This window comes from Mycobacterium sp. (assembly GCF_052143115.1).
Classification (GTDB): Bacteria; Actinomycetota; Actinomycetes; order Mycobacteriales; family Mycobacteriaceae; genus Mycobacterium.
The window spans coordinates 1-26066 of record NZ_JBKQTQ010000302.1 but is presented as its reverse complement, the minus strand read 5'-3'; the positions used below and the strand labels follow the sequence as shown (position 1 = coordinate 26066).

At 65.4% G+C, this 26066-nt stretch carries 27 protein-coding genes; 13 read left to right on the top strand and 14 right to left on the bottom strand.

Going from position 1 to position 26066, the window contains the following annotated elements; translation table 11 throughout:
* Positions 1-21: 21 nt before the first annotated feature.
* On the top strand, positions 22-1236 hold the full coding sequence (locus ACLQI9_RS30015; protein WP_442375872.1) for an Rv3212 family protein: 1215 nt from the start codon (positions 22-24) through the stop codon (positions 1234-1236).
* Positions 1237-1323: 87 nt separating this feature from the next.
* Here ACLQI9_RS30015 and ACLQI9_RS30010 read toward each other — a convergent pair whose 3' ends face one another.
* Positions 1324-2124 carry a ParA family protein gene (locus ACLQI9_RS30010; RefSeq protein WP_442375893.1) on the bottom strand — a complete coding sequence of 267 codons (801 nt, stop codon included), beginning with the start codon at positions 2122-2124 and terminating at the stop codon, positions 1324-1326.
* Positions 2125-2199: 75 nt separating this feature from the next.
* On the opposite strand from ACLQI9_RS30010, the gene ACLQI9_RS30005 reads away from it, so the two are divergent.
* The 3 genes from ACLQI9_RS30005 to ACLQI9_RS29995 are packed head-to-tail and all read left to right on the top strand — an operon-like array spanning position 2200 to position 4387.
* Positions 2200-2811, top strand: a complete 612-nt coding sequence (locus ACLQI9_RS30005) for an acid phosphatase (protein WP_442375871.1) — start codon at positions 2200-2202, stop codon at positions 2809-2811.
* Positions 2808-3908, top strand: coding sequence for an isochorismate synthase (locus ACLQI9_RS30000; RefSeq protein WP_442375870.1), 1101 nt, complete (start codon positions 2808-2810; stop codon positions 3906-3908). The genes ACLQI9_RS30005 and ACLQI9_RS30000 overlap by 4 nt, the downstream gene beginning before the upstream one ends.
* On the top strand, positions 3905-4387 hold the full coding sequence (locus ACLQI9_RS29995; RefSeq protein ID WP_442375869.1) for a GNAT family N-acetyltransferase: 483 nt from the start codon (positions 3905-3907) through the stop codon (positions 4385-4387). The genes ACLQI9_RS30000 and ACLQI9_RS29995 overlap by 4 nt, the downstream gene beginning before the upstream one ends.
* Positions 4388-4485: 98 nt before the next feature.
* Here ACLQI9_RS29995 and ACLQI9_RS29990 read toward each other — a convergent pair whose 3' ends face one another.
* Positions 4486-4872 carry a hypothetical protein gene (locus ACLQI9_RS29990; protein WP_442375892.1) on the bottom strand — a complete coding sequence of 129 codons (387 nt, stop codon included), beginning with the start codon at positions 4870-4872 and terminating at the stop codon, positions 4486-4488.
* 61 nt (positions 4873-4933) lie between these two features.
* Between ACLQI9_RS29990 and ACLQI9_RS29985 the strand changes: the two genes are divergently transcribed.
* Positions 4934-5902 carry a diacylglycerol/lipid kinase family protein gene (locus ACLQI9_RS29985; protein ID WP_442375868.1) on the top strand — a complete coding sequence of 323 codons (969 nt, stop codon included), beginning with the start codon at positions 4934-4936 and terminating at the stop codon, positions 5900-5902.
* Between the two features lie 266 nt (positions 5903-6168).
* A complete protein-coding gene (gene whiB1 / locus ACLQI9_RS29980) occupies positions 6169-6423 on the top strand; it encodes a transcriptional regulator WhiB1 (protein WP_324855696.1) in 255 nt (84 codons plus the stop codon).
* A gap of 68 nt (positions 6424-6491) precedes the next feature.
* Here whiB1 and ACLQI9_RS29975 read toward each other — a convergent pair whose 3' ends face one another.
* Both ACLQI9_RS29975 and ACLQI9_RS29970 read right to left on the bottom strand, forming a co-directional pair.
* Positions 6492-7997: a sensor histidine kinase gene (locus ACLQI9_RS29975; RefSeq protein ID WP_442375867.1), complete on the bottom strand. Its 1506-nt coding sequence runs from the start codon at positions 7995-7997 to the stop codon at positions 6492-6494.
* A 37-nt stretch (positions 7998-8034) separates the two neighbouring features.
* The gene (locus ACLQI9_RS29970; RefSeq protein WP_014208824.1) at positions 8035-8250 is read right to left on the bottom strand and encodes a biotin/lipoyl-binding carrier protein; all 216 of its coding nucleotides are present in this window, start codon (positions 8248-8250) and stop codon (positions 8035-8037) included.
* 384 nt (positions 8251-8634) lie between these two features.
* Between ACLQI9_RS29970 and ACLQI9_RS29965 the strand changes: the two genes are divergently transcribed.
* Positions 8635-9414, top strand: coding sequence for a hypothetical protein (locus ACLQI9_RS29965; RefSeq protein WP_442392649.1), 780 nt, complete (start codon positions 8635-8637; stop codon positions 9412-9414).
* 69 nt (positions 9415-9483) lie between these two features.
* The gene (locus ACLQI9_RS29960) at positions 9484-9558 is read left to right on the top strand and encodes a 50S ribosomal protein bL37 (protein ID WP_142308634.1); all 75 of its coding nucleotides are present in this window, start codon (positions 9484-9486) and stop codon (positions 9556-9558) included.
* A 13-nt stretch (positions 9559-9571) separates the two neighbouring features.
* On the opposite strand, the gene rsrA is transcribed toward ACLQI9_RS29960, so the two are convergent.
* Complete coding sequence (gene rsrA, locus ACLQI9_RS29955; RefSeq protein WP_442375865.1) at positions 9572-9877, bottom strand: mycothiol system anti-sigma-R factor; 306 nt, start codon at positions 9875-9877, stop codon at positions 9572-9574.
* Positions 9874-10569 carry a sigma-70 family RNA polymerase sigma factor gene (locus ACLQI9_RS29950; protein ID WP_442375891.1) on the bottom strand — a complete coding sequence of 232 codons (696 nt, stop codon included), beginning with the start codon at positions 10567-10569 and terminating at the stop codon, positions 9874-9876. Before ACLQI9_RS29950 ends, rsrA begins: the two co-directional genes overlap by 4 nt.
* Positions 10570-10847: 278 nt before the next feature.
* Here ACLQI9_RS29950 and ACLQI9_RS29945 point away from each other — a divergent pair, with 278 nt between their 5' ends.
* Together ACLQI9_RS29945 and ACLQI9_RS29940 are read left to right on the top strand one after the other, a co-directional pair.
* Entirely contained in the window at positions 10848-11702 is an 855-nt protein-coding gene (locus ACLQI9_RS29945) for an SDR family oxidoreductase (RefSeq protein WP_442375864.1), read from the top strand.
* Between the two features lie 158 nt (positions 11703-11860).
* Positions 11861-12352, top strand: a complete 492-nt coding sequence (locus ACLQI9_RS29940) for a YbaK/EbsC family protein (RefSeq protein ID WP_442375863.1) — start codon at positions 11861-11863, stop codon at positions 12350-12352.
* Here the strand turns inward: ACLQI9_RS29940 and ACLQI9_RS29935 are convergent.
* From ACLQI9_RS29935 to ACLQI9_RS29900, 8 genes are all read right to left on the bottom strand, one after another.
* Entirely contained in the window at positions 12330-13007 is a 678-nt protein-coding gene (locus ACLQI9_RS29935) for a class I SAM-dependent methyltransferase (protein ID WP_442375862.1), read from the bottom strand. The genes ACLQI9_RS29940 and ACLQI9_RS29935 overlap by 23 nt on opposite strands.
* Before the next feature lie 89 nt (positions 13008-13096).
* Positions 13097-13936: an enoyl-CoA hydratase/isomerase family protein gene (locus ACLQI9_RS29930; RefSeq protein WP_442375861.1), complete on the bottom strand. Its 840-nt coding sequence runs from the start codon at positions 13934-13936 to the stop codon at positions 13097-13099.
* A complete protein-coding gene (locus ACLQI9_RS29925; RefSeq protein ID WP_442375860.1) occupies positions 13933-14526 on the bottom strand; it encodes a TetR/AcrR family transcriptional regulator in 594 nt (197 codons plus the stop codon). Before ACLQI9_RS29925 ends, ACLQI9_RS29930 begins: the two co-directional genes overlap by 4 nt.
* Positions 14527-14661: 135 nt before the next feature.
* Complete coding sequence (locus ACLQI9_RS29920) at positions 14662-15924, bottom strand: acyl-CoA dehydrogenase family protein (RefSeq protein WP_442392647.1); 1263 nt, start codon at positions 15922-15924, stop codon at positions 14662-14664.
* 54 nt (positions 15925-15978) lie between these two features.
* On the bottom strand, positions 15979-16872 hold the full coding sequence (gene phaZ, locus ACLQI9_RS29915; protein ID WP_442378653.1) for a poly(3-hydroxyalkanoate) depolymerase: 894 nt from the start codon (positions 16870-16872) through the stop codon (positions 15979-15981).
* On the bottom strand, positions 16869-18260 hold the full coding sequence (locus ACLQI9_RS29910) for an aldehyde dehydrogenase family protein (RefSeq protein ID WP_442378652.1): 1392 nt from the start codon (positions 18258-18260) through the stop codon (positions 16869-16871). Before ACLQI9_RS29910 ends, phaZ begins: the two co-directional genes overlap by 4 nt.
* A 4-nt stretch (positions 18261-18264) precedes the next feature.
* Positions 18265-19968: a PHA/PHB synthase family protein gene (locus tag ACLQI9_RS29905; RefSeq protein WP_442378651.1), complete on the bottom strand. Its 1704-nt coding sequence runs from the start codon at positions 19966-19968 to the stop codon at positions 18265-18267.
* Between the two features lie 2 nt (positions 19969-19970).
* Positions 19971-21482: a long-chain-fatty-acid--CoA ligase gene (locus ACLQI9_RS29900; RefSeq protein WP_442378650.1), complete on the bottom strand. Its 1512-nt coding sequence runs from the start codon at positions 21480-21482 to the stop codon at positions 19971-19973.
* 372 nt (positions 21483-21854) lie between these two features.
* On the opposite strand from ACLQI9_RS29900, the gene ACLQI9_RS29895 reads away from it, so the two are divergent.
* The 3 genes from ACLQI9_RS29895 (at position 21855) to ACLQI9_RS29885 (ending at position 25694) form a co-directional block, all read left to right on the top strand.
* Positions 21855-22664: a class II aldolase/adducin family protein gene (locus tag ACLQI9_RS29895; protein WP_442378649.1), complete on the top strand. Its 810-nt coding sequence runs from the start codon at positions 21855-21857 to the stop codon at positions 22662-22664.
* A 307-nt stretch (positions 22665-22971) separates the two neighbouring features.
* A complete protein-coding gene (locus tag ACLQI9_RS29890) occupies positions 22972-24174 on the top strand; it encodes an AMP-binding protein (protein WP_442378648.1) in 1203 nt (400 codons plus the stop codon).
* Positions 24175-24479: 305 nt separating this feature from the next.
* A complete protein-coding gene (locus ACLQI9_RS29885; RefSeq protein WP_442378647.1) occupies positions 24480-25694 on the top strand; it encodes a PucR family transcriptional regulator in 1215 nt (404 codons plus the stop codon).
* The last annotated feature ends 372 nt before the right edge of the window (positions 25695-26066 follow it).

The window sequence follows — 26066 nt, the reverse complement described above, 5'->3', positions numbered from 1 at the left end:
ACCGGTGTCGCCTGCCCCCTGATGGTCAAACCGGAACGCCGCACCAAGGCCGATGTATTGGCCGCGGCAGCGATCGCGGCGGTGGTTGCCGTGGCGGCGGCGTTGATCTGGTGGACCAGCGATGCCCGAGCAACGATCAGCCGGCCCGCGGCGGGGCCCCCGCCCAGCCTGAGGTCGGCCCGCGAGGTGCCGGCCTCGCTCAAGCAGCTCTGGACCGCCCCCAACGCGCCTACCGACCAGCCTGTCGCGGTCGCCGGAACCGTCGTCACCGCCGACGGGCGTGCCGTCCAGGGCCGTGATCCGGTCACCGGCCAGGTGCGGTGGAGCTACTCGCGCGGCAGCGATCTGTGCGGGGTCGCCGGGGTCTACCGCTACGCGGTCGCGGTCTACCGCGACGACCGGGGCTGCGGTCAGGTCAGCACGATCGACGGATCCACCGGCAGCCGCGGACCCGCCCGAAGCAGCTACGCCGACGATCGTGTCAACCTGTCCTCCGACGGCATCACGATTTTGTCGGCCGGGGACACCAGGCTGGAACTGTGGCGTTCCGACATGGTCCGGATGCTCTCCTACGGCGAGATCGACGCCCGCGTGAAGCCCTCCTCGAAGGGATTGCACACCGGATGCCGCTTCGTTTCGGCGGCGGCCAGCTCGGCGGCGGTCTCGGTGCTCGGCGCGTGCGGCAGCCAAGCGGATCTGCGGCTCACGCTGCTGCGCCCCAGCAAGGAAGAAGACGAGCCGGAGCTGCGCGACGTGCCCGAACCGGGGATCGGCGTGGGTTCTGGTGCCCGGGTGCTGACAGTGGCCGAGACCAAGACCCTCATCTACCTACCGGCGCCGCAGCCGAGAGTCGACGTGGTCGACGAATCCGGGGTGACCGTGGCCAGCACGCTGCTGCCCAAGCCGCCGTCGACGTCGAGCGTGGTGTCGCGGACCGGCAACCTGGTGACGTGGTGGACCGGCGACAAGGTGATGGTCTTCGACGGGGCAACGCTGACCTACCGCTTTTTCATTGGGGCCGCCGGGCCTTCGGTTCCGGTGGGGCCCGCGGCGACGATGGCGGGCAAGTTGCTCGTCCCCGTCACAGGTGGCATCGCCGTTTGTGATCCGGTCACCGGCGAAGGCGAAGGCTATCTGCCGGTGACCCGGCCGCCGGGCAATTCCCCGGTGATTCCCGCCGTTTCGGGTTCGCAGGTGCTCGAGCAGCGCGGCAACACCCTCGTCGCGCTGGGCTAAGCCGCGCCCGACGACGATGCGGGCCGGAACGGCCCGAGGTGGGGGCACCTCCCGCTTGCGGGGGAGAGTCGGGCTAGGCGTACGACGTCAGGCGTCGATGGTGAACGTCGGCAGTGCCTTACCCGACTTCCAGTGTTTGAGCAGGGTCTCGGCCAACTCTCGGTAGGCGGACGCGCCCTTGTTCTTGCGCGCGGCCATCACCGATGAGCCGGACGCGCTGGCCTCGGCGAAACGCACCGTGCGCGGAATGGGCGGCGCCAGCACCGGCAGGTCGTAGCGGTCGGCGACATCGAGCAGCACGTCGCGGGTGTGGGTGGTGCGCGGGTCGTACAGCGTCGGCAGCGCGCCGAGTAACCGCAGGGCAGGGTTGGTGATCTGCTGGACGTCAGCGACGGTGCGCAGGAATTGGCCGACGCCGCGATGCGCCAACGTTTCGCATTGCAACGGCACGATGACCTCGCCGGCGGCCGTGAGCCCGTTGAGCGTAAGCACGCCCAGCGACGGTGGGCAGTCGATGATGACCACGTCGAAGCGGTCACCGAGCTTGTCCAGCGCGCGTCTCAGCGCGTACTCGCGGCCGGCCCGCATGAGCAGCATCGCTTCGGCGCCGGCCAGGTCGATGTTGGCCGGCAGCAGCGTCATCCCCTCCGCTGTGTCGACCAGGGCGACGTCCGGCTCCACCTCACCGAGCAACACCTCATGCACCGACACCGCCAACTTGTCCGGGTCTTGGCCGAGTGAGAAAGTCAGACAGCCCTGCGGGTCCAGGTCGACGAGTAGCACGCGGCATCCCGCGTCCACCATCGCCGCGCCCAGTGAGGCCACCGTTGTCGTCTTGGCCACCCCGCCCTTCTGGTTGGCCACCGCCAGTACCCGGGTGTTAGTCACAGTGTCCATCCTGGCATGTTCGGGGTTGTGCGCTAAGGGCGACGGGCCCGCATGTCTCCGGCAGAATCAGTCGGCATGGCCTTGCACAACCACCGACTTGTACTGCTCCGCCACGGCGAGACCGCCTGGTCGAAATCCGGCCAGCACACCGGCCGCACCGACATCGAACTGACCGATACCGGCCGAGTCCAGGCCGAGCTTGCCGGGCGCGTTCTGCGTGAACTGAAACTCGCTGACCCGCTTGTGATCAGCAGCCCGCGTATACGTGCCCTGACCACAGCCAAGTTGGCCGGGCTCGCCGTGGACGAGGTGTCTCCCCTGCTCGCCGAATGGGATTACGGTTCCTACGAAGGGTTGACGACCCAGCAAATCCAAGAATCGGTTCCTGATCGGCTGATCTGGACCCACGGGTGCCCCGGCGGCGAGAGTGTGGCGCAAGTCAGCGACCGCGCTGATCGGGCCGTCGCATTGGCGTTAGAGCACATGATCTCGCGCGACGTATTGTTCGTGGGCCATAGTCACTTTTCCCGTTCGGTAATCACGCGCTGGGTCGAGCTGCCGCTCGTCGAGGGCAGCCGCTTCTGGATGCTCGCTGGCTCGATCGCCCTGTGCGGGTTCGAGCATGGCGTGCGACAGCTCGCTGCGCTCGGATTGACCGGCCTCCCGCAGGCAATCGCACCCGGGTGAGCACCACCGAACCACCGTTCGTGCTGTGCGGGCCGACCGGCGCTGTCGTCGCCGACGGCGTGCGAACCTGCTACAGCGACGTGGTCGGCGCGCAATCGGCGTTGCGCTCGGGGGCAGTGCCAATAGTGCTGGGCGCGTTAGCTTTTGACGTCCACAGTCCCGCCGCGTTGATGGTGCCACATTCGGTGCGACGCACTGACGGACTGCCCGACTGGCCGACCGGCCCGCTGCCGGCCGTGCACGTCGCCGGGGCGCTTCCCACGCCCGAGGAGCACCGCGCCCGAGTACGACGCGCCCGCGAGCGGCTGACCGCTGCGGGCAGCACCCTGCAGAAGGTGGTGCTGGCTCGCGCGTTGCGGCTGGCCGCCGATGCTCCACTGGACGGCAGGATCATCCTGCGCCGATTGGTCGTGCAGGACCCTGCCGCCTACGGATATCTGGTCGACCTGTCAGCGGCGGGCGGCGAGTACTCCGGCATGGCCTTGGTCGGCGCCAGCCCGGAGCTGCTGGTGGCACGCGACGGCGACCGGGTGACGTGTCGGCCCTTCGCCGGTTCTGCGCCGCGTGCCGCCGATCCCGGGCTCGACGCTGCTGCCGGCGCCGCACTGGCCGCTTCCGCCAAGGATCGCCACGAGCACCAATTGGTGATCGATACCATGGTCGACGCCTTGCGTCCCTTGTGCAGCGAGTTGACGATCGCCCCTACGCCGGAGTTGAGCCGCACCACGGCGCTCTGGCATCTCAGCACACCCATCAATGGGCGACTGCGCGACACATCGACGACGGCAATGGATTTGACGTTGGCGCTACACCCCACACCCGCGGTCGGGGGGGTGCCCGCCGGCGCCGCCGCCGAACTGATCAGCACGCTGGAGGGCGACCGCGGCTTCTACGCCGGCGCTGTCGGCTGGTGCGACGCGCGCGGTGACGGACGGTGGGTGGTGTCCATCCGCTGCGCGCAGCTCGCAGCTGACCGCCGTACTGCGCTCGCCCATGCCGGTGGCGGCATCGTCGCCGAGTCCGATCCTGATGACGAAGTTGCGGAGACCACAACGAAATTCCTCACTATTTTGTCCGCGCTGGGAGTTGATCCGTGACCGCGCACATCCGCCGAGCCATACCTGCCGATGCCGCCGCGATCACCGCGATGATCCACGGGCTGGCCCGCTTCGAACGAGCGGCCGATCAATGCACTGTTCTCGAAACGCAAATCAGCACAGCACTTTTCGGTAATACCTCCACGCTACGGGCACACGTCGCCGAGGTAGATGGCGAAGTCGCCGCGATGGCCCTGTGGTTCCTCAGCTTCTCGACCTGGGACGGCGTCGACGGCGTGTATCTGGAGGACCTGTACGTGCGTCCACGATTTCGCCGTCTCGGCCTGGCCCGCGGGCTGCTGACGGCACTGGCAAGGGAGTGCCTGGACAACGGCTACACCCGGCTGTCGTGGTCGGTGCTGAACTGGAACACCGATGCGATTGCCCTCTATGAGGCCGTCGGCGGTCGGCCGCAGAGCGAGTGGACCACCTATCGGCTGTCCGGCCCGAAACTGTCGGAGCTGGCCGGGCCCCGCTGATTCGCGCCGGCGACGATGCAGAGCGGAGCGATGGGGAGGAGCGGCGCTTATGACCCGCCGGCGACGATGCAGAGCGGAGCGATGAGGAGGAGCGGCGCTTATGACCCGCCGGAGACCCAGCGCACGGCGGCCGGACTGAACAGCAACGCCAACACGGTCAGCGCGATGACGCCCACCGGGATCCCGACCAGCACCCGATGAGAACCCACGGCCAGGTACCAGGCCACCGGCAGCAGCAACAGCTCGGCGAACACCGCCAGCCCGCGACCCCAGCGCCTGCCGACCAGCAATGCGCACCCGGCGGCGAGAACAGCCCCACCGACCAGAGCGAACCACGCTGCGGTGCCGAAGCCGTTGACCACCCGCTGATCTGCACCGCCGAGCGCCCGGAATAGCAGAACCGCGGCCACCACCAACCCGGTCGCGCCCTGCAGAGCAACGATCAGTCCGGCGCCTCGGATGGGGGCCGGAGCAGGCGGGCCCACCTGCTTGCGGCGGATACGCACAGCGCCAGCGTAATCACCGCCTCCCGTAGGCTTTGGCATCATGCGCGCCGTGCTGATCGTCAACCCCACCGCGACGTCGACCACCACAGCGGGGCGCGACTTGCTGGCACACGCGCTCAAGAGCCGCCTCGAGCTGACCGTCGAGCACACCACGCACCGCGGCCATGCCGGCGAAATCGCACAGGCCGCCGTGAAGGACGGGGTGGATTTGGTCGTCGTGCACGGCGGCGACGGCACGGTCAGCAATGTGGTCAACGGCCTGCTCGGCCCTCCCGGTGAGTTGCCTAACGGCCATGTCCCGGCGCTGGCGATAGTCCCGGGTGGCTCGGCGAACGTGACGGCGCGGTCACTGGGAATCCCACCAGGCCCGGTTGACGCCACCAACCAGCTGATCTGGCTGCTGGACAGATACGGACAGCAAAAGGCGTGGCGCCGGATCGGGCTGATCGACTGCGGTGAGCAGTGGGCGGTGCTCAACGCCGGCATGGGCGTCGACGCCGAAGCAGTCGCCGCCGTGGAGGCCCAACGGGACAAAGGCGTCAAGGTCACACCAGCGCGCTATATCCGCGCGGCGGTGCGCGCTACGGTGGCCTACTCCCGTCGTGAACCGCGGCTGACCGTGCATCTGCCCGGGCGGGAGCCGATCTCGGGGGTCTACTTCGTCTTCGTGTCCAACTCGAGCCCGTGGACCTTCGCCAACGACCGGCCGATGTACACCAATCCCGGCACCACCTTCGAGTCAGGCCTGGGAGTGTTCGGCGTCACCCGTTTGAAGGTGGTGCCGAGCCTGCGACTGGTCGGGCAGATGTTCTCCAAGCAGCCGAGGCTCGAAGGCAACCAGCTCGTCCGCGACGACGATGCCGCCTGCGTGCGGGTCACCTGCGCCGACCCCCCGATGGCCAGCCAGTTCGACGGCGACTACCTCGGCGTGCGGGAGCAGATGACGTTCCGCGCGGTTCCGGACGCGCTGGACGTCGTCACTCCACCCCGCAACATAAGGCCAACTTAAGGCTCTGACCTGCGATAAGCACCGGACTGACACAAAAAAGGCTGGTCAGAAGGGTCGAAATGTAGTACAAACGATTAAGGGATTTGGTAACAGATCGCCAAAGTGAGATTGCCCACGGACCAACGGGCTCTCTTGACATCTGTTGAGCCTGTGAAACGATCGAATGAACACTTGCAACGGTACGGAAACATTTCTTGTGCCTGCGTTAACAGCCGAAGAAAAATACTCGTGCGCCCTGCTGCGCACACAGTGAGGAGTAACGACTTATGGATTGGCGCCACAACGCGGTGTGTCGCGATGAGGACCCGGAGCTGTTCTTCCCCGTCGGGAACAGCGGACCGGCGCTCGCGCAGATCGCTGACGCGAAACTGGTCTGTAACCGCTGTCCGGTGACCACCGAGTGCCTGTCTTGGGCGCTGAACACCGGTCAGGACTCCGGTGTATGGGGCGGAATGAGCGAAGACGAGCGACGTGCACTGAAGCGTCGCAATGCCCGGACAAAGGCCCGAAGCGGGGTCTGACCCGGGTTTCAGTCGCGTCAACGGTGCGGCCCCGACGAACTGTCGGGGCCGCACCGTTGTGTGCGGCACTAGTGCGCGGCCCGGACGCGACGACCGATCGGGACGCGTAACACCACGTCGGTTCCGCCTTCGGGGGCGCCATGCATGTGCAGCGAGCCGTCCAGTTCCGCGGACACCAGTGTCCGCACGATCTGCAGACCTAGCCGGTCGGACTGCTCAACGCTGAACCCCTCGGGCAGCCCGCGACCGTTGTCGTGGACCACCACGTCGAGCCAACGCGCCGAACGTTCGGCACGAATGGTCACGCCGGCCCCAGGTTCGCGCGCTGCCGGGTCGAACGCATGCTCGATGGCGTTTTGGACGAGCTCGGTGATCACCATGATCAGCGCGGTCGCACGATCGGAGTCCAGGACGCCGAGCACGCCGGTCCGGTCTATCCGGATCGGCGTGTCCACCGTCGCCACGTCGTTCATGATCGGCAGGATCCGGTCGATCACCTCGTCGAGGTTGACTTCCTCATCCACCGACATCGACAGCGCGTCGTGGACCAACGCGATCGACGACACCCGGCGTACCGACTCGATGAGCGCCTCTCGACCCTCGGCGTTGGTCGTCCTGCGGGCCTGCAGCCGCAGCAGCGCCGCGACGGTCTGAAGGTTGTTCTTCACCCGGTGATGAATCTCCCGGATCGTGGCGTCCTTGGAAATCAGCGCGCGGTCTCGGCGCTTGACTTCGGTGACGTCACGAACCAGCACCGCAGCGCCGGCTGCCGAGCCGTGGACCATCAGCGGCAGCGTCCGCAGCAGGACGGTGGCACCACCGGCGTCGACCTCGATACGCATGCTGGCACCCCCGGCCAGGGAGTTGAGCACGTGCTCGGCGAGTTCACGGGCCTCGAAGGGATCAGAGATCAGCGGACGCGTGACCGCGATCAGGTTGTGGCCCTCCAACTCCGAGGTCAAGCCCATCCGATGATAGGCCGAAAGCGCGTTCGGGCTGGCGTAGGAGACGACTCCATTGACGTCGAGTCGGATGAAGCCGTCACCGGCTCGCGGGCTGGAGCGCGACATCACCAGGTCTCCCACGTTGGGAAAGGTGCCCTCGGAGAGCATGGTGACGAGGTCCGCAGCGCAGTCGATGTAGGCAGTCTCCAATGGGCTGGATTTATGAGTGTCCCCGACCGCCTTCTGATGCGTCAGCACCGCGACCACCATGTCGCCGTGCCGCACCGGCACGGCTTCGATGTTCAGTCCAGTTTGCTGCCACGAATACTGTTGGCCTGCATCGCTTTCCAGACCGATAGTGCCGGACTCAAACGCCGCTGCGATGAGCGGCATCTCGTCGGCGGCGAAGACGGTACCGACTGCGTCCCGCAGTAGAACCGTCGGGGCGGTATTCGGTCGGCACTGCGCGACGCACACCAGCGAACCGTCATCGCGGCGGACCCACATCAGGTAATCAGCGAACGAAAGATCTGCAAGCAGCTGCCACTCGCCGACCACCGCGTGCAAGTGGTCGACGGCGCTCCCCGGCAGCATGGTGTGTTCGGCGAGAAGGTCACCAAGTGTGGACATCGGCGACTCCCGCCAAGACGTGCAGACGAGCCAATGGCTAGCTGATCACGGCGATAAGGTCGCCGGCCTGGATGACGTCTCCGACCGAAACACTGACCTTGCTGACCGTGCCGGCAACCTCGGCCAGGACCGGGATCTCCATCTTCATCGATTCCAGCAGCACCAAGGTGTCACCCTCGCCGATCTGGTCGCCCTCGTTGACCACGACTTCGAGCACGCTGGCCACGATCTCTGCGCGGACGTCCTCGGCCATCATCACCCCGTTCGTCAACCAGCCGGTGTTTTCGCAATGCTGCCGTTCCATCGAACCACAACCAGTTCACCTGGACGCGAGGGAGTGAGTCCTACCGTCGGGTCGTGGCGGCGCCGACAGTGCAGGTCGGCCGCTGTTGCGCGCGGGAGAAAGGGGCCGGCTGATATCGCGGAGATATCAGTAAGCAAACTCCAAGATTACTAAGCGAACCTATAGAGTTCGTCCTGTGATCGTGTCGTGTTGTTATTGTGACATTTGAGCAGCATTGTTTCCAGAGTGATTGGAGTGCCTGATGCACACTTAGTGCCTCAGCCGAATTTGAGGGGAATTCCGTTGTCCGAGAACATGTTTGCGAATCCGACCGGTCGACGCCCATTGACCCGAGTGAAAGCCGGCATCGGGGTTGCGCTGGCAGCGATCGCCACCATCGGGCTTGGCGCGGGGATCGCCGCGGCCAGTCCCCAGCAACCATTCCTTGTCGACGACCCACTGCCCATTCCAGGCCTCGGCGGGGCCGACGGCGGCGCCGGCAGTGCCGTGAGCATCGCCAATTCGCTCTTCGGCTCACTGAGCGGTTTGATGAATAACATCATCCCCGGCAGCGGGGACCTGTTGATGCCGGCCAGCAGTGCCCTCACGCCGGGCGGTCTCGGAGGAATGCCCGGTGGTCTTCCGGGCGGAATGCCCGGTGGCCTCCCAGGCGGAATGCCCGGCGGCGTGCCCGGTGGTCTCCCAGGCGGCTACCCCGGCGGCCTGCCAGGCGGCCTCCCCGGACAAACCCTCGGCGGCGTGCCCGGCTACCCCGGCTACCCCGGCGGCCTCCCAGGACAGACGCCCGGCTACCCCGGCGCGCTCCCCGGCCAGACCCCCGGCGGATTCCCAGGCCAGAACCCTGGCTACCCCGGCGGCCTCCCAGGACAGACGCCCGGTGGGCTGCCCGGCCAGACCCCCGGTTACCCCGGCGGCCTCCCAGGACAGACGCCCGGCGGGCTGCCCGGCCAGACGCCCGCGCTACCGGGGCAGACGCCCGCGCTACCTGGGCAGACGCCGCCGGTGCCTGGACAGACAGCGGGGATTCCCGGACAGACAACGGTGATGCCAGGGCAGCCCTTGCCGGTGCAGCCTGCCGGGGTCATGCCAGTGGGCACGGGGTCGATTGCGTAGCCCCCGAGCTACGCAACACCTGACGCATGAAAGACTGACCTGCAGATACATCTGCGAGGAGGATCAGTTATGGCCAAGCGAGGCCGCAAGAAGCGTGACCGCAAGTACAACAAGGCCAACCACGGTAAGCGCCCCAACTCGTAGTCAGGCGGGGCGGCTACCATCGGATGATCGTGGTACGGCTGATCTCTAGCCGTAGCCGCTCACGCAGGCCCTCCGGGGCTTTCTCGCCGCGGCACTTGCTCGCGATCAACACCTTGATTCGCTCCTCCAGACCGTAGAACTGCAGGCATGGCGGGCATTCCTCGAGGTGCTTCCGTAGTTTTTCCCGATTCTCCGCGGTGCATTCGCCGTCCAGCAATGTCCATACCTCGGCGATCACCTCGGCACACTCGGCCTTCATGCGCGCATCAGCACCCGCCGCGGGGTCGCCCGGGCCGGAGGTGGGCGAAAACTCGGTCATGACGACACCTCCTCGGGCGCCTGATCGCCCCGGATGAAACCCCGGTCCTTGGCCACATCGGTCAGCAACTCACGGAGTTGGCGTCTGCCGCGATGCAGTCGCGACATCACCGTGCCGATCGGTGTATCCATGATTTCGGCGATCTCCTTGTACGGGAAACCCTCCACGTCTGCGTAGTACACGGCCATCCGAAATTCTTCGGGCAATGCCTGTAGCGCCTCTTTTATTTCGGTGTCCGGCAGCGCCTCAAGCGCCTCGACCTCGGCAGAGCGCAAGCCGGTTGAGGAGTGCTCAGCGGTGGCCGCCAACTGCCAGTCGGTGATCTCGTCGGTCGGATACTGCGCCGGCTGCCGCTGCTTCTTGCGGTAGCTGTTGATGTAAGTATTGGTCAGGATGCGGTAGAGCCACGCCTTGAGATTGGTGCCCTCTTTGAACGACCGAAATCCCGCGTAGGCCTTGACCATGGTTTCCTGAAGCAAATCCTCGGCATCGGCCGGATTCCGGGTCATCCGCAGCGCGCCGCCGTATAGCTGATCCAGCAGCGGAATCGCGTCGCGCTCGAAGCGCGCGGTCAGCTCCGCGTCGGTCTCGTCCCGGCGGCTACGCCCAGCGGTGTCCGAGACTTCCGAGACGGCTGAGACTTCTGAGGCGTCCGCGATCTCCGACTCGGTCGCGCCATCGATGTCGGCCATGTTGAGTAACGCAGTCCCTTCTGTCGCGATGCCGCTGAACAGGTCCATCAACACCGGACCCGTCTGGCACCGGGCCAACCGCTCTTCGCCGATGAGGCTCGTCGCCGTTGACATCCGACTCCCCTTCCCCAATCTAAAGGCTGCGACCGACAGTGTCTGCTTCGCACCACTCAACAGCAATAACCGCCTCGCTATTTCCGGTCCGTTTCCACCGGCGTCGACGACTCAATCAGGGCCGCCGATTCAGGCCGGTTGTGAGCAGCGTTACTGTGACGCTCATGTCGCTGAAAGCCAAGACCATGTTCATCTCGGGTGCCAGTCGCGGAATCGGCCTGGCCATCGCCAAGCGGGCCGCCCAGGACGGCGCCAACATCGCCCTGATCGCCAAGACCGCCGAACCGCACCCCAAGCTGCCGGGCACGGTGTTCACCGCCGCGAAAGAGCTCGAAGAGGCCGGCGGCCAAGCGCTGCCCATCGTCGGTGACGTCCGCGACCCGGACTCGGTCGAGGCCGCAGTAGCCAAGACCGTCGAGCAGTTCGGCGGCATCGACATCTGCGTGAACAACGCGTCGGCCATCAACCTGGGCTCCATCAGCGAGGTGCCGATGAAGCGGTTCGACCTGATGAACGGCATCCAGGTGCGCGGCACGTATGCGGTGTCTCAGGCGTGTATCCCGCATCTGAAGGGCCGTGAGAACCCGCACATCCTGACGCTCTCGCCGCCGGTGCTGCTCGGAAAAGAGTGGTTGAAGCCGACGGCGTACATGATGGCCAAATTCGGCATGACGCTGTGCGCGCTGGGCATGGCCGAGGAGCTGCGTGACGACGGCATTGCGTCCAACACGCTGTGGCCGCGCACGCTGGTGGCCACCGCTGCGGTGCAGAACCTGCTCGGCGGCGACGAGGCGATGAGCCGCGCCCGCAAGCCAGAGGTGTACTCCGACGCGGCCTACGTCATCCTCAACAAGCCCTCCCGTGAGTACACCGGCAACACGCTGCTGTGCGAAGACGTGCTGGTGGATTCCGGTGTCAAAGACTTGTCGGTGTACGACTGCATCCCAGGTTCGAAACTCGGCGTCGACTTCTGGGTGGACGGCGTCAACCCGCCGGGGTACAAGCAGGCCTCGTCGTGATCGCAAGCGCGGCGAAGCCGGGCGCAGCGGGTCACGACGATCAATACGTCGTGATCGCAAGCGCGGCGAAGCCGGGCGCAGCGGGGTCACGACGATCAATACGTCGTGATCGCAAGCGCGGCGAAGCCGGGCGCAGCGGATCACGACGCTAAATAGACGTGGCGGCCGGCGCTGCGACACCGGCGCTTGCGGCTTTGATCGCTGCCGGTGTGCCGCACGAGCTGGTGAAGTTCGATCACGATTCGCGAGAACGCTCGTTCGGCGTCGAGGCGGTCCACGCGCTGACCACGGATGGCGGCATCGCGGCAGGGCAGATCTATAAGACCCTGATCATCGCGGTGCCGGACGGATTCGGCGTCGCGATACTGCCGGCGTCGTCGAAATTGTCGCTGAAGGCGGCCGCTGCTGCCTTGGGGGTGACCAAAGCCAGCATGGCCGAACCCGCCGCCGCACAGCGGGCCACCGGCTATGTGCTCGGTGCTGTATCGCCGTTTGGGCAGCGCGCGCTGCTGCCCACCGTCGTCGACTCCAGCGCGCTGGCCTGGGGCCGGGTGTACTGCAGTGCGGGCCGACGCGGATGGGACGTCGCGGTTGCGCCCGCTGATCTGCTCCGGCTTACCGGCGCGGTCACCGCCGAGATTCAGGCTTGAGCGGAAGTTCGAGATCCGAGACGACAAGGCGATATCCGAGATCGAGCTGCGGCTTGTCGAGAAGATCGGCGTGGCGATCTGTCCACGCGCCCGTGGCGAGGTCGGAGCCTAGCCGCGACAATCCTTCTCGCAGTGGAGGTTCGGCCATCAGTGCGAACATCGAGATCCCGGCACGGACTTCGGCCTCGAGATAGGCGTGTGGGCGACGCCAGTATGCGCCGCCGAATCCGTCAGCGCAGTCGTAAGGAATCGGGACCGTCTGGATCGATGCATTGCCCAGCAGCGACAGCAGTTTGGTAATCGGCACGGCCAGATGCATGTCCATCTCCGCGGCGGCAGGCAGGTGTTCGCGCAGCAACCAGAACTGACGAAAGACGGTGTGGTCCCACGTGAGGATGACGATGCGCCGGCGGGCGATGCGGATCATCTCGGCGACGCCGGCGTCGACATCTGACCAGTGGTGGACGGTCAGGACTGCGAGCGCGGCATCGACGGCGTTTGCGCAAATAGGCAAGTGTTCGGCAACAGCACGCACCACCGGCGCGGCGCCGCCCCTGCGTTGCCTGATCATGACCGTGCTGGGTTCGACGGCGACGACGGTGTTCGACGGTTCGTAGGAGCCGGTCCCGGCGCCGATGTTCGCGATCGTGGCCATACCCTGTAGCGCCTGCTCGACGAGCGTGCCGATCCGTGGATCCGGTTGGCGCGTCGCCGAATACGTGCGTCCGGGTCGGTCGTATCGAATCAACGACCGGCCAGCATGGTGTGCACACTGTCGGCGAACGCGGCGGTGGTGAAGCAGGTGGGTTCGGCGAATTCCTCGATGGTGAGCGCGTCGTTCCAGCCGGCGTCGGCCGCGGCCCGCAGCAACGGCTTGGTCATCGCCACCGCGTGTGCCGGCATGGCGGCGACTCGTGAGCACCAATCGTCGGCAGTAGCGAGCAGACTGTCGTGCTCGACGACCTGCTGCACGAGGCCTAGCCGTTGTGCGGTGTGCGCGTCGATGTGATCTCCGCTCAGGTAGTAAGCAAGCGCGCCCTGGTAGCCGAGCCGGCGGGTCAGCGCCCAGCTGGTGCCGACCTCGGGAATCAGACCCAGACGACCGAACGCGGGCACGATCACCGCACGCTCGCTGGCGATGGTGAGATCGCAAGTCAGCGCCCACGCCAGGCCGACTCCGGCCGCCGCGCCGTTGAGCGCGGCCACGAAGATGGTGTCCGAACCGGCGATCAGCCGGGCAATACCCCCGAACTCGCGGCGGATCCAGCGCCAGACGTCGGCGACACCCTCCGGTTGGGTCAGCTGCTCGGTCGCCGCGCGCATCATCTTCAAGTCGCCGCCAGCGCTGAAGCCCGGGTCGGCACCGGTGAGCACCACACTGCGAACGCCACTATCGGCAACGAGAGCCTCGAGCGCGCGCCGTAACTGCCGCACCAACGGCGCGGAAAGCACGTTGAGCCGGTCGGGTTCGTCGAAGGTCACGACCGCCCGGTCACCGCGATGCTCGACCCGGATCCGGCGCGGCGCTTCGGGGTCATCACCATCGGCGACCATGCTGTTGTATAGCGATCCTGTTGCACTCATCCCGCGTCCTCCTCGATATCGTTGGCCCGCAATGCCTTCCACGCGGCATCGGCGAAGGTCTTGACCACCCCGCGCGGCATCTTGGCTTCGTCACCGGCAATCCAGTGCCGGCTGAATTCCTGTGCCGGACCGAACCACAAGGCTGCCGTGATTCCGGCCTGCATCGGCCGCAAGGCGCCGTAGCTGTGGTGTGGACGCCACCAGTCCCGCACGGCGGCGAAGAACTCCCGGTTACAGTCACGCAGCTCCACGCTGTCCAGCCGATCACCCAGCAGCAACGCCGCCTCGCTGCGGTTGGCGGCCACCCAGCGCAGGTGATGCGCGACGCCGCCGCGGATCCCACCTTCGGCGGTGGCGTGTCTGCGCAACATGGCGAGGAATCCCGCCTGGTATTCGCCCATGACTTGGGCGTAGACGGCAGCGGCCAGCGCTGGTTTGTCCGGGAAATGGTGATACATCGCCCCGACGCTGACATCGGCGTCACGCCGGATCTCGTCGAGCGTCGCCGCGATGGCGCCGTCGGCCGCAAACCGGCGGCGGGCCACCTCCAGCAGCCGCCCCCGCGCGCCAGAACGATCGGCACTTGGCACGAGAAATAATCTACTGCCACCGAGGAATCCTCTGTCAATGGTGATCGACGGAATCAGACCGGCGGCGGCTCGATCCGCTGGCCGATGCGCCGGCCTACACCGGGTGTATGCCGTCGCCGGCCTGAGATTGCCTGGTCAGGCGAACGCGCTCTGCCCGGTGATGTGCCGCCCGACGATCAGGGACTGGATTTCAGCAGTTCCTTCGTAGGTGACCAGGGCTTCCATGTCGCACAGGTGGCGCATGACATGGAAGTCAAGCAAGACACCGTTGCCGCCCAATACGTCGCGGGCCAATCGACACACGTTTCGGCCCTTGACTGTGCAGTAGTACTTTGCGAGCGCGGCCATCGTTTCTTCGACCTTGCCCTCATCGATGAGCCGGGCCATTCGGATGGCGTACAGCTGCATCGAGGTGAGATCGCCGAGCATCTCCACGAGCATCGACTGGATGACCTGGGTCCTGGCGATTGGCCTGCCGAACTGCTTTCGCCGCAGGGCGTAGTTCAGGGCGATGTCGTAGGCCGCGACTGCGTGTCCGGCCGACCCCCACGCGACGGAATTGCGAGTGCCCGCGAGCACCTTGCCCACATCTTTGAAGCTGTTGCAGTTCTGCAGTCGGGCGTCTTCGGACACGCGGCAGTCGGTGAGGGTGATGTCTGCGTTCTGTACCATCCGCAGCGACATCTTGCCGCCGATCTTGGTCGCCGCGTATCCAGGGTTGTCCTTCTCCACGACGAACGCCTTGACTTGGTTGTCCGCGGTGTCGCGGGCGTATACGACGATGTAGTCGCACCACACGGCGTTGCCCGGCCAGCGCTTTCGGCCGTTGAGCACCCATTCATCGCCTTGCCGCTCCGCGGTGGCCTCAAGGATGACGGCGTCCGAACCGTGCTCGGGCTCGGTCAGGGCGAACGCGCCGATCTTTTCCATGCGCGCCATCGCCGGCAGGTAGCGTTGCCGCTGTTCCTCGGAGCCCAGGATGTTGATCGATTGCATCGCCAACCCGAGGTGTACGGCGAAGAACGTGGCTATGCTCCCGTCGATGCGGGACAGCTCGTAGGTGACGAGGCCGGCGGCGACCGCGCTCATCGATGTGCACCCGTGGTCGCCCAGGTTGTAGTCGCCGACAATGTTCAGCGCGGCAAGTTTCGGTATCAGGTCGAACGGGAACTCGCCGCGTTCCCAATACTCATTGACGATCGGCAGGATCTCGGCCTCGCCGAACACCCGGACCTCGGCAAAGATCTCCTTTTCCCGGTCGGTCAGCTGATCCTTCATCAGGAAGTAGTCGGTCTCCCGGGCAAGGCCGATGTCCTCGACGAGCCAGGCGGTGGCTGGATCGGCGTCCTTGGCGCCTCGCGTCTCAAACGAGCTGAGCGGTTTTGGCGTCGTTGTCATGGTTGTTCCCGGGTGTGTGTAGGCAGACGTCCGAGGTATCGATGTTGGTGTCGCTCACGGCCGCTCGCCAAGTTCGTGCAGGAACGTCTCGACGACGGGTGCGAGTTCGGCCGCGTTGTGCACGAGATCGATGTGGCCACCGCTGTGTTGGTGCAGTCGCGAATGCGGCAGCAGGGCGTTCATGATGCGCGCGTTGATCAATGGGATGATCGGATCATCGGTACCCGCCACGATCAACGTCTGCTGCCGCACGGCGGGCAGCGCGAACAGACTGGTCCACACCGAACCCGCGAGAAGCTGGTGTAGGTAGCCCATCTTCGATCCGGCGTGCAACTGGTGAAGAAACAATCGCGCCACATCCTCCCCGTGAGCGCGGACAGTACCGCCGTATAGTTCACCGGCAATGGATGCGGCGTAGTCCGGATCCGAAAACCTACGGGGGGTAGCCATTTTCGCCAGCACACGCGGATGAGCAGGCACCATCAGCGCACCGGTACCCGTCGCCACCAGAACCAGGCGGCGACACCGGCGCGGGTTCTGAAAGGCGAACTGCTGCGCAAGCGCCCCACCCCAGGACAGCCCCAGCACATCGACTACGCCGATTCCCAGCTCGGACAGCACCCGGCCCAGCACCCAGGCAAGATACGGGAATCCGTACGGTGCAAGGGATGTGGGTGAGCCACCCGCTCCCGGAACATCGAATCGGACCACCGTGGTATCCGGATCCAGCTGCTCCACCAATGGGTCCAGCACTTCCAGGCTCGCCCCGATGCCATTGCACAACACCAGCGGCACACCCGTTCCCCACCGCACGTTCACCCGGATCCGCTGTCCACCGGTGGCGACGTAGCACTCTTCACCGAACTGACTCACCGGTAGCGCACGAAGAAGTCGCCGTTCCCGGGTCGATTGACGCTTGTCGGCAGCTTGTGACTTGTATGGGGTCATCCCAAAATCCTGCGCATGATCTTCAGTCCCTTGTCGGTGTACGGCGGGTAGAGGAGCTTCAGATCTGGCTTCGTCGTCTTAGCGAGGACCGCCTTGCGGTGACTCAGCGCCTGGAATCCCCACTCACCGTGGTAGGAGCCCATGCCGCTGTGCCCCACGCCACCGAATGGCAGCTGCGGCACCAACAGGTGCATCGCCACGTGGTTGAGCACCGCGCCGCCAGCCGGAACCGAATCGACGATCCTGCGGCCGGTGGCCTTCGAGCCGGAGAACACATACAGGGCGAGCGGCTTCGGCCGCCCGTTGGCGAAGCTGATCGCCTGATCCACCGAATCCACTTCGATCACCGGAAGGATCGGGCCGAAGATCTCGTCGGTCATCGCGGGCTCGTCAGGATCAGGGTCGACGATGACTGTCGGCTCGATCGTGAGTGAATCCCGGTCGCTGTGGCCGCCGACGGCGATCTCGCCCTTTGTGGCTTCGAGATAGCCGACGAGCCGGTCGAATTGGCGCTCGTTGACGATCCGCATACCCATGTCATTTCCGGCACGGAAAGCCGCCACGTTATCGACGATCAGCCGAACGAGTTCTGACTTGATGGACTTATCGGCCAGTACGTAGTCCGGTGCGACACAAGTCTGCCCGGAGTTCAGCAGCCTTCCCCACGCGATCCGCCGTGCCGTCACAGCGAGATCGGCGTCGGCGGTGACGATGACGGGGCTCTTGCCGCCGAGCTCCAAGGTGACCGGGGTAAGCGTCGAGGCCGCCGCGGCCATGATCTTGCTGCCGATCGCGGTGCCGCCGGTGAACAGGGCGTGGTCGAAGCCCAATGAGAGCAGCTGCTGTGTGGTGTCGGCAGCGCCCTCGACGACGGCGATCGCATCCGGGTCGAGGTACTGCGGGATCAGCCGGGCAAGGAGCGCCGAGGTAGCGGGGGCCAGTTCCGACGGCTTGAGCACCGCACAGTTGCCGGCCGCGACGGCGGCCACTAGAGGGCCGAGCGAGAGGTAGACCGGATAGTTCCACGGTGCGATGACGAGGACCACGCCCAGCGGTTCGTACTGCACCCAAGCCGTGCCGGGGAGCTGGCTTAACGGCACCCGTTGTTTTTTTCGCTTCATCCACCTGCGCAAGTGCTTTCGCGCGAACTCCGCTTCGCCCCTCGTGGACGCGATATCGCCCAGCCAAGCTTCTGCTCGTTGGCGGCCGAGATCTTGGGCGAGGGCTGTTGCGATCTGATCCTCGTTCTCGTCGAGAAGTCGCTCGATTCCTCGAAGTTGGCGCAGTCGCCAGTCGACCGCCCGTGTGCGTCCGCTTGCGAACACGCCACGGATAGTGGCGACTTGGTCAGCGAGCTCGGGCGGTGCGGTAATGGCTTCTCCGATCATGTCGTCACTTCTCCATCACGTAACTGCCCGGGGCCGGACCGAGCGGCGGGAGGTCCTCCCCGCCAAGCGTTTTCGGAGCGTCGACCTCCGGGCCGCTGCGCTCAGCGAGCCAGCTAATGTAGTCCGGCCACCAGGAGTCAGCGAACTTCTGCGCAGATTCCAGCCACTGTTGGGGATCCTCGACGTCGACTGGGCCGGTGCGGAACGACGCCTTGGGGTTGCCGGGCGGGTTCACCAGTGCCGCGATGTGACCGCTGGTGGACAGCACGAAGCGATTGTCCTTACTGCCGAGCAGGCGCGCGCTGCGATAGGTGGCTTGCCACGGGCAGATGTGGTCGGCCACGCCGCCGACGATGTAGGCGTCGGAGGTGATCTTGCACAGGTCGACCGGGCTGCCCAGCATGCTGACCCCGCCGGGGGTGACCAGCGCGTTACGCAGCCCCATCAGCACCAGGTCGCGGTGCAGCGCGGCGGCCATCCGGGTGGTGTCGGCGTTCCAGAACAGCACGTCGAACGGCGCCGGCCCCCGTCCCTGCACATAGTTGTTCACCCAGTACCGCCACACCAGGTCGGTGGGCCGCAGCCAGGCGAACATCTCCGCCATGTCACGCCCGTCGAGGTAGCCCTTCCTGGCCGAAACTCGAATCGCGGCCTGCGCTGCGCGATCGCTCATCGCCGCCGCCGCGAACCCCGCGCGGGTCTCATCCAGCACGGTGACCGCCAGGTTGAGGCCCGCGACCCGATCGCCCTCGCCGATGTCGGCGAGGTGGGCCGCGGTCATCGCCGCGAGAATGCCGCCCGAGCAGGTGGCCAACAGGTGGGTGCTGTCGGTCCCGGTGATTTTCTCCGCCGCGTCCATCGCCTCCACGATGGCCGCGCCATAGGCGTCGAAGCCCCAATCCCGGTGGCGGGCTTGCGGATTGCGCCACGAAATCACGAAGACCTGCTGGCCCTGCTGCACGAAGTACTCGATCATGCTGCGCCCGGGCGCGATATCCATGATGTAGAACTTGTTGATCACCGGTGGCACCATGAGCAATGGAATCGCGCACACCTTGGCTGTCTGCGGGGCGTATTGAATCAATTCGAACACCGAGGTTTGCAGTACGACGGCCCCTTTGGTGACAGCCAGGTTCTCCCCCACCGCAAAGGCGTCCGGCTCGATCATCGCCGGCACGCGAGGCTTCGAAAGCATGTCTCGGGCAAAGGCCCTCACCCCCCGTATTGCGCTCAGACCGCCGGTGTCGATCAACGCCTTCCAGCCGAGCGGACTGATCAGCGGGTTGTTGCTGGGCGCCAGGCCCTCCACAAAGTTGTGGATAACGAACTGCATCTTCTCCTTGTCGCGCCAATCCAACTGCGCGTCCGCGAGCAACCCCTCGGCCGTCTCGGAGCCTGCCAGATAGGCCTGCATGATTCTGTGCAGCAGCGGGTTCTGCTGCCACGCAGGGTCACTGAACCGCTTGTCGGCGCGTGCCGGGGCGCGGTGCGACTTGCCCGCGGCGATACTGCCGAGCTCACGTGTCAGCGCGCCAACCCGGTCGGCCACCGCGCCGGGGTGCTGAGCGAGGTTGCCGGCGAAGCGGGCCCAGGTGGTGTTCGGCATCATCCGGCTGGCGAATGGCTTGGTAGCGCTGGTAAGTAGCAGGTCCAGCGGCGCAGCCAGCTCATCGGCTGCTTTGGTCGGGGGATTCGCGGGTCTTGCCATAGTTATCTGGTGCTTTCCTTCGCCGGAACGGTGATGTCGCGCTTCTGGACTTTGCCCGTGGGACCCTTGGGCAATTCGTCGATCAGCCAAACCAGGCGCGGATATTTGTAAGCAGCCACCCGGGCCTTGACGTACTCGCGCAGCTCGTCGGGCGTGACCGCAGCGCCCTTCTTGAGCGCGACTGCGGCGGCCACTTCCTCGCCGAGGGACTCGTGCGGGATGCCGATGACGGCGGCTTCGGCCACCGCCGGATGCTCGTGGAGCACTTCCTCGATCTCGCGTGGGTAGACGTTGTAGCCGCCGCGGATGATCATGTCCTTGGCGCGGTCGACGATGTAGAAATGGCCGTCCTCGTCGACGCGTCCGATGTCGCCGGTATTCAGCCACCCGTCGGCGGTGATCGCGGCCTTGGTGGCCTCGGGGAGGTTCCAGTAGCCCTTCATTACGTTGTGGCCGCGGATCTGGATCTCGCCTACCTCCCCCTGGGGGACCTCAACTCCGTCCAGGTCGACCACCCGCATCTCCACCCCTTCGATCGGGGTGCCGATCGAGCCCGCCTTGCGCGGCCGGCGCGGATGATTGAACGACACGACCGGAGAGGTCTCCGAAAGCCCGTAGCCCTCGAGAACCACGCAGCCAAAAGCCTTTTCGAAGTCGAAGAGAACCTGTACGGGCAGCGCTGCGCCGCCGGAGATGCAGATCCGCAGACTGTGCGTCGCCTCGGGTTTGGCTTCGTCTGCCACGCTGAGCAGCGCCGAATACATCGTCGGCACGCCCTCGAACACGGTGACGGCATCGCGCTCGATCACCTCGAGAGCCTTGCGCGGGTCGAACCGGGGGATGAGCGTCAACGTTGCACCCGCGAGGACGGAACCGTTGAGCCCGCAGGTCAGGCCGAAGACGTGAAAGAGCGGCAGGCAGCCCATCACCACGTCGTCCGGCCCGGTCTCGGCCAGGGTGCGGACGCAGATATCGGCGTTGCGGCCCAGGCCGCCGTGGGTGAGCATGGCGCCCTTGGGCTTGCCGGTGGTGCCGGAGGTGTGCAGGATGACCGCGACGTCGTTGTCGTCGCGTTCCACCGGTGAGTCCTGCCTGGGCAGGTCGGCGGTCAGCTTGGCCAGCCCAGCATCGTTGACAATCCAGCACTGGGCGCCCACTTCGTCGGCACCGGCGCTGGCCTCGTTGGCGAAGGCGGGTGTCCCGAACAGCGCTTTGGCGCCGCTGTTGGACAGGTAGAAGGTCACCTCTCGCGCCTTGAGCAGCGGGTTCATCGGGACCGCGACGGCACCACGATAGATGATCCCGTAAAACACGATGGCGAATGCGGGCGTATTGGGCAGCATCACGCCCACCCGGTCACCCGGCTCGACTCCGGCTTGCTCAAGCAGCGTCGCCACCCGGGCGGCTGCCGCGTCGAACTCAGCGAAGGTGAACTGCAGGTCGTCGCAACGCAGCGCAACGCGGTTGGGGTTGCGTTCTTTGGATGCGATGAGATTGGTGCTCAGGCTGGTCATGTGTACCTCTGGGATCTAATTGGGTGCCTGGTTCTTGGGCTTTTCCTGAGGAACACAATCGTCCTCTCGGCGATCTCGCACAACAATGTCGGGGGGCACAACGACCTGGCCGCTTCGGTGTGACGGCGCACAGCTGGTCGCAGACTGGTCGCCGAAGGGCGGCGGCTGGTATACGCCCTGGCCAGTAGACAGGCGTGCATTCTCATCGTAAGCGGCGACCCGGCTGGTAATGCATTGTGCAAGCCCACACTGCAGTGCCCGCATTCGTGTGCGTCGGCACATCGACGCCCGACCTGCGCGGTGCCAGACTGCACACGTAAACGCATGGTGCATAACTCAAGTCATGGCGGCCGTTTCCGCAAGGAGGAATTGATGACAAGCATCCTTGATCCCAACCTAGCCGCCGTCACTGGCCCGGCCCCCGCTGGAAGCGGACTCCCGCAACCGCCTGTGTTTGACTCGGTCGACGCCGAGCGTAACTACCGTAAGCAGCAGCTCGCCGCCGGGTTCCGGCTCTTCGGCAAGTTCGGCTTCTCCGAGGGCGTCGCGGGCCACATCACGGTGCGCGACCCGGAACACCCCGAGTATTTCTGGGTGAATCCATTCGGGATGGCATTCACTAAAATCAAAGCGTCCGATCTTGTCTTGGTCGATCACAAAGGCGATGTGATCGAAGGCTCTCGTGCCGTCAATCGTGCAGCGTTTGTGATCCATTCCCGGGTGCACGAGGCTCGTCCCGATGCTCTAGCAGCGGCACATTCCCATTCGATGTACGGACGGGCATTCTCCACTCTGGGAATCAAGCTCGATCCGATTACCCAGGACGCGTGTGCGTTCTACGAAGACCACGCTGTGTACGACGACTATCACGGGCTCGTCAACGACATGGACGAGGGAGTCCGTCTGGCCAAGGCACTCGGACCGAACAAGGCCGCCGTTCTGCAAAACCACGGCCTTCTCACCGTCGGCCACACCGTCGCCGAAACTATTTGGTGGTTCATCACGATGGAACGCTCATGTCAGGTACAGCTGGTCGCCATGGCGGCGGGAACACCGAAATTCATACCCCACGACGTGGCCCTCGCCACTCGCGAGCTCATTGGGACTCCCGCGGCCGGATGGTTCCAGGCCCAACCGCTGTTCGATCAGATCCTGGGCAGCGACCCAGACCTCGTCCAATAAGCCCAAGCGCTCGGATCCTCTGAGTGAATACGACGCTAGATTCTTGGATTTCGGGTGGCTCCCGACGCGCCATCAGCGGTTCGTCGCACGAGTTGTTCGTGCGCCAAGATGGCCCCGTCGACGGCAAGCTCAGGCGTCGACGTCTGGTTGCCGCCTGACGAGGTTATCGACCCCCAGATCGGCGCCACCGGAGGCGTTGTTGAATGCAACACCACCTGGTGCTGCTCGTTGTCGCTGCTTCCATCGACAGGTGGCCACGGCAGCCCCATGGTCAAATCATGCGAGGTAGTCCGCCCGGGATGTTTTCATGACGAATTTGAGCCTGTATCTCGTCGAGTCGGCAGACATGTACCCCGATGGCCCCGCGCTGCGCTGTGACGGGGCCACAACGACGTTTTCGGAGCTGGCCGACAACGCCGCACGGTTCGCCGCCTACCTCGGCCACCGAGGTCTTCGCCCGGGTGACCGGGTGGGGGTCATGCTGGCCAACCGTCCCGAGTTCGCGATGGTTTTCTACGGGGTGCTGCACGCCGGAGCCGTTGTGGTGCCGATGGATCCGCTGCGAACCGCCCGCGAAGTCGCGTCCGCCTTAACCAATGCCGGTGCACGCCTATTGGTTTTCGCGCTGTCGTGTTGGCCTGCCGCCACCGCGGGGGCACGGACCGCCGGAGTTCTCCCAATCGGTCTCGGCAAGCACACGCTGGAGCAGCTGACCGATGACTTTCTCGGGCGCGCCTGGCCGGTGACCCGCGCGAACAACGACAACGCGGTGATCCTGAACACGTCACGCACGATGGGGGTGCCCAGGGGGGCCCAACTCACCCACGGCAACTTGGTAAGCAGCCAAGCCGTCATTGCGCGCAGCCTGCTCAACATTGGGCCTGACGACGTAGTGCTGAGTTGCTTCCCGTTGTTCCACGCGTTCGGGATGGCATACGGTCTGGGGCCGGCGATCTCGTCCGGCGCGACACTGGCGCTACTTCCCAGTTTTGATGCCAACAGAGCGTTGGAAATGGTTGCGGCCGAACGGGTTACAGTCTTCGAGGGTTCACCCGCCACGTACACAGCGATACTCGGGGCCGTGGCCGGCCACAACCTGGACTCTGGTTCGCTACGGGTGTGCATCTCCGTGGGCGCTGCGATGCAGGTAGAGGTGCTACGTAAATTCGAAGACGAATTCCAGTGCGTGGTCCTCGAAAGCTACGGGCTACCGGAAACGTCGGGGGTGGCGTGCTCCAACCATCCCAACGCGATACGAAAGGTCGGTTCGATCGGCACACCCATCGACGGCGTGCAGATGCGGGTGGTCAATGAACACGCCACCGAGGTACCGACCGGGACACCCGGCGAGATTCAAGTCCGCGGCCGCAACGTGATGAAGGGCTACTGGAACCTGCCGGACGTCGCTACGGGCGCCGTTGTCGACGGCTGGTTTTCGACTGGCGACATCGGCCTGGTCGACGAGGACGGCTACTTCTACATCATCTCCCGCAAGAGCGCCCCTACATGAGCCATTCGACCCCATGCGCCAACCAGCTCGCCTATCTTTACGGCGAATTCGCGCTACGGATCGCGGGCGTATACAACGTCTCGGCTGCACGCATCGGCTGACGTCGACGACCAGGCATTCGCAACACGACCGCGGCAAAGCGTGCTGGAAGTCTATGTACGCCGTGACATGATCTGAGGCTGCCGCCTGTGCCTGATCGCAACGACCGTACGGGTGAGGCTGAGCGTGGGAAACAGTTGTTGCCCCACAGACCGCTTTGGGTGAGCACTCACATCCGCCGGTGCCCGGGCATAAGGTTTCGGGGTATGAGCGCGGTATCGCACGCCGGCGGCGTCCGGCGCGGGGCCGAACCTGATCCGCATGTCGTTGAGCTCAGCAAGCTCATGCTGGCCCGTGCCCCGGAACTGGGCCAGACGCTGGCCGATCGGCTGTTCAGCGAGATCGACGCGTACGGCGACGGCACCGTCGTCACGAAAGACGAACTACGGGCAAGTTGTGAGGCAAACCTGACGTTCGTCTTCCACGCACTTTCGGGGCACGCGGACGTCGATGTCTCGCCTGCCGAGCACACCGGAACCGCCCGCGCGCTTGTCGGTTTGCCGTTACCGGCAGTGATGACGGCCTACCGGATCGGGTTCCGCTTCATGTGGGAGGAGACCCTCGACGCCGCGCGGGCGGCGAGCATACCCACCGAATCGGTGCAGGACGCCACCGCACGCGTCTTCCTTGCGCAGGACACCTTCACTCAGGCGATGGCCAGCGCCTATCGGCAGCAGCTGACCGCGCAGATCCTGGAGCAGGAGGAAGAACGGTCGGCGTTGGTCGAAGCGCTGCTGTGTCGGCGGATCACCGACACCCAGAGCCTCTGGGAGGCGGCCGACCTGCTCCGGCTGCCCACCACCGGACCGTATGTCGTCGTCGCAGCCGAGTTGCCGACCATTGGGAAATTGGGCTTGCCCGCGATCGAAAATAAGCTCGCCACCCGCGATATCCGGTCGGCGTGGCGGCTGCTGCCGGACTTACACGTCGGCATCGTCCACGTGCGGATACGCGAGACAGTCAGCACTTTGATTTCAGTGCTCCGCCAGGCGGCGACCGTCCGGGTCGGCGTCAGCCCGCCGTTTCATGACTTGGCCGAAACCAGCGACGCGCTGCGATTCGCCCGGCTGGCGGTGACCGGGAGGCCGTCGGCGGACTCGCTGGTCACGGTGTTCGACGACACCCCTCTCGCCATCGCGGCGGTCAGCGCCCCAGACGTCATGGCGAAAATCAGGTCGTCGGTGCTATGGCGACTAGACGAACTGCCGCCCGCGGAACGCACGATCCTGCTCGACACGTTCCAAGCGTGGTTGCAGGAGGGCGGCTCCGCCAACGACACTGCGACGAAGATCTTCTGTCATCCCAACACCGTGCGGCACCGTCTTCGCCGTATCGAGGAGTTGACCGGCCGGTCACTTTCACGGCCCAAGGATATGTCCGAACTCTGTCTGGCCTTCGAGGTCGAGCAGCGCCTGCCCTGACCAGCCGCCGCCACGACCGATAGGGCCATTCCAGGCCTTAGACGCGGCTTTGTCGCCGGAAGACAACGATCCGCCGGAAGTTGGTTGGTTGAGGACGTCGCCGCACCGACCTAGTGCCGATACCTTTTCATCACGAACGCAACGCAGCGTTCTGGACCACCAGCTAATCCCGAATTAGCAAATGCGACAACACATCACAACCGAGCCCTTTGCGGAGAAATGTAGGTAAAGCCATGTTGCTGCCATTCATCATCTTCCTGATGATCCTGTCCCCCGTCCTCATCCCGGCCGCCGTCACCATTGTGAACGTTATGCAGGGGAACCACCGGCCGGCCACTACCGCCGGCTTTGCGTCTCGTCGCCTCGTTCCCG

Bases quoted from the DNA above. Each gene is read 5' to 3' on its own strand.
- ACLQI9_RS29975 (WP_442375867.1), bottom strand. From the start codon at position 7,997: ATGTCCACACTTGGTGACCTTCTCGCCGAACACACCATGCTGCCGGGG.
- ACLQI9_RS29910 (WP_442378652.1), bottom strand. From the start codon at position 18,260: ATGATCGGAGAAGCCATTACCGCACCGCCCGAGCTCGCTGACCAAGTC.
- ACLQI9_RS29920 (WP_442392647.1), bottom strand. From the start codon at position 15,924: ATGACAACGACGCCAAAACCGCTCAGCTCGTTTGAGACGCGAGGCGCC.
- ACLQI9_RS30005 (WP_442375871.1), top strand. From the start codon at position 2,200: ATGGCCTTGCACAACCACCGACTTGTACTGCTCCGCCACGGCGAGACC.
- phaZ (WP_442378653.1), bottom strand. From the start codon at position 16,872: ATGACCCCATACAAGTCACAAGCTGCCGACAAGCGTCAATCGACCCGG.
- ACLQI9_RS29900 (WP_442378650.1), bottom strand. From the start codon at position 21,482: ATGACCAGCCTGAGCACCAATCTCATCGCATCCAAAGAACGCAACCCC.
- ACLQI9_RS29895 (WP_442378649.1), top strand. From the start codon at position 21,855: ATGACAAGCATCCTTGATCCCAACCTAGCCGCCGTCACTGGCCCGGCC.
- ACLQI9_RS30015 (WP_442375872.1), top strand. From the start codon at position 22: ATGGTCAAACCGGAACGCCGCACCAAGGCCGATGTATTGGCCGCGGCA.
- ACLQI9_RS29950 (WP_442375891.1), bottom strand. From the start codon at position 10,569: ATGGCCGACATCGATGGCGCGACCGAGTCGGAGATCGCGGACGCCTCA.
- ACLQI9_RS29970 (WP_014208824.1), bottom strand. From the start codon at position 8,250: ATGGCCGAGGACGTCCGCGCAGAGATCGTGGCCAGCGTGCTCGAAGTC.
- ACLQI9_RS29945 (WP_442375864.1), top strand. From the start codon at position 10,848: ATGTCGCTGAAAGCCAAGACCATGTTCATCTCGGGTGCCAGTCGCGGA.
- ACLQI9_RS29890 (WP_442378648.1), top strand. From the start codon at position 22,972: ATGACGAATTTGAGCCTGTATCTCGTCGAGTCGGCAGACATGTACCCC.
- rsrA (WP_442375865.1), bottom strand. From the start codon at position 9,877: ATGACCGAGTTTTCGCCCACCTCCGGCCCGGGCGACCCCGCGGCGGGT.
- ACLQI9_RS29905 (WP_442378651.1), bottom strand. From the start codon at position 19,968: ATGGCAAGACCCGCGAATCCCCCGACCAAAGCAGCCGATGAGCTGGCT.
- ACLQI9_RS29930 (WP_442375861.1), bottom strand. From the start codon at position 13,936: ATGAGTGCAACAGGATCGCTATACAACAGCATGGTCGCCGATGGTGAT.
- whiB1 (WP_324855696.1), top strand. From the start codon at position 6,169: ATGGATTGGCGCCACAACGCGGTGTGTCGCGATGAGGACCCGGAGCTG.
- ACLQI9_RS29935 (WP_442375862.1), bottom strand. From the start codon at position 13,007: ATGGCCACGATCGCGAACATCGGCGCCGGGACCGGCTCCTACGAACCG.
- ACLQI9_RS29985 (WP_442375868.1), top strand. From the start codon at position 4,934: ATGCGCGCCGTGCTGATCGTCAACCCCACCGCGACGTCGACCACCACA.
- ACLQI9_RS29885 (WP_442378647.1), top strand. From the start codon at position 24,480: ATGAGCGCGGTATCGCACGCCGGCGGCGTCCGGCGCGGGGCCGAACCT.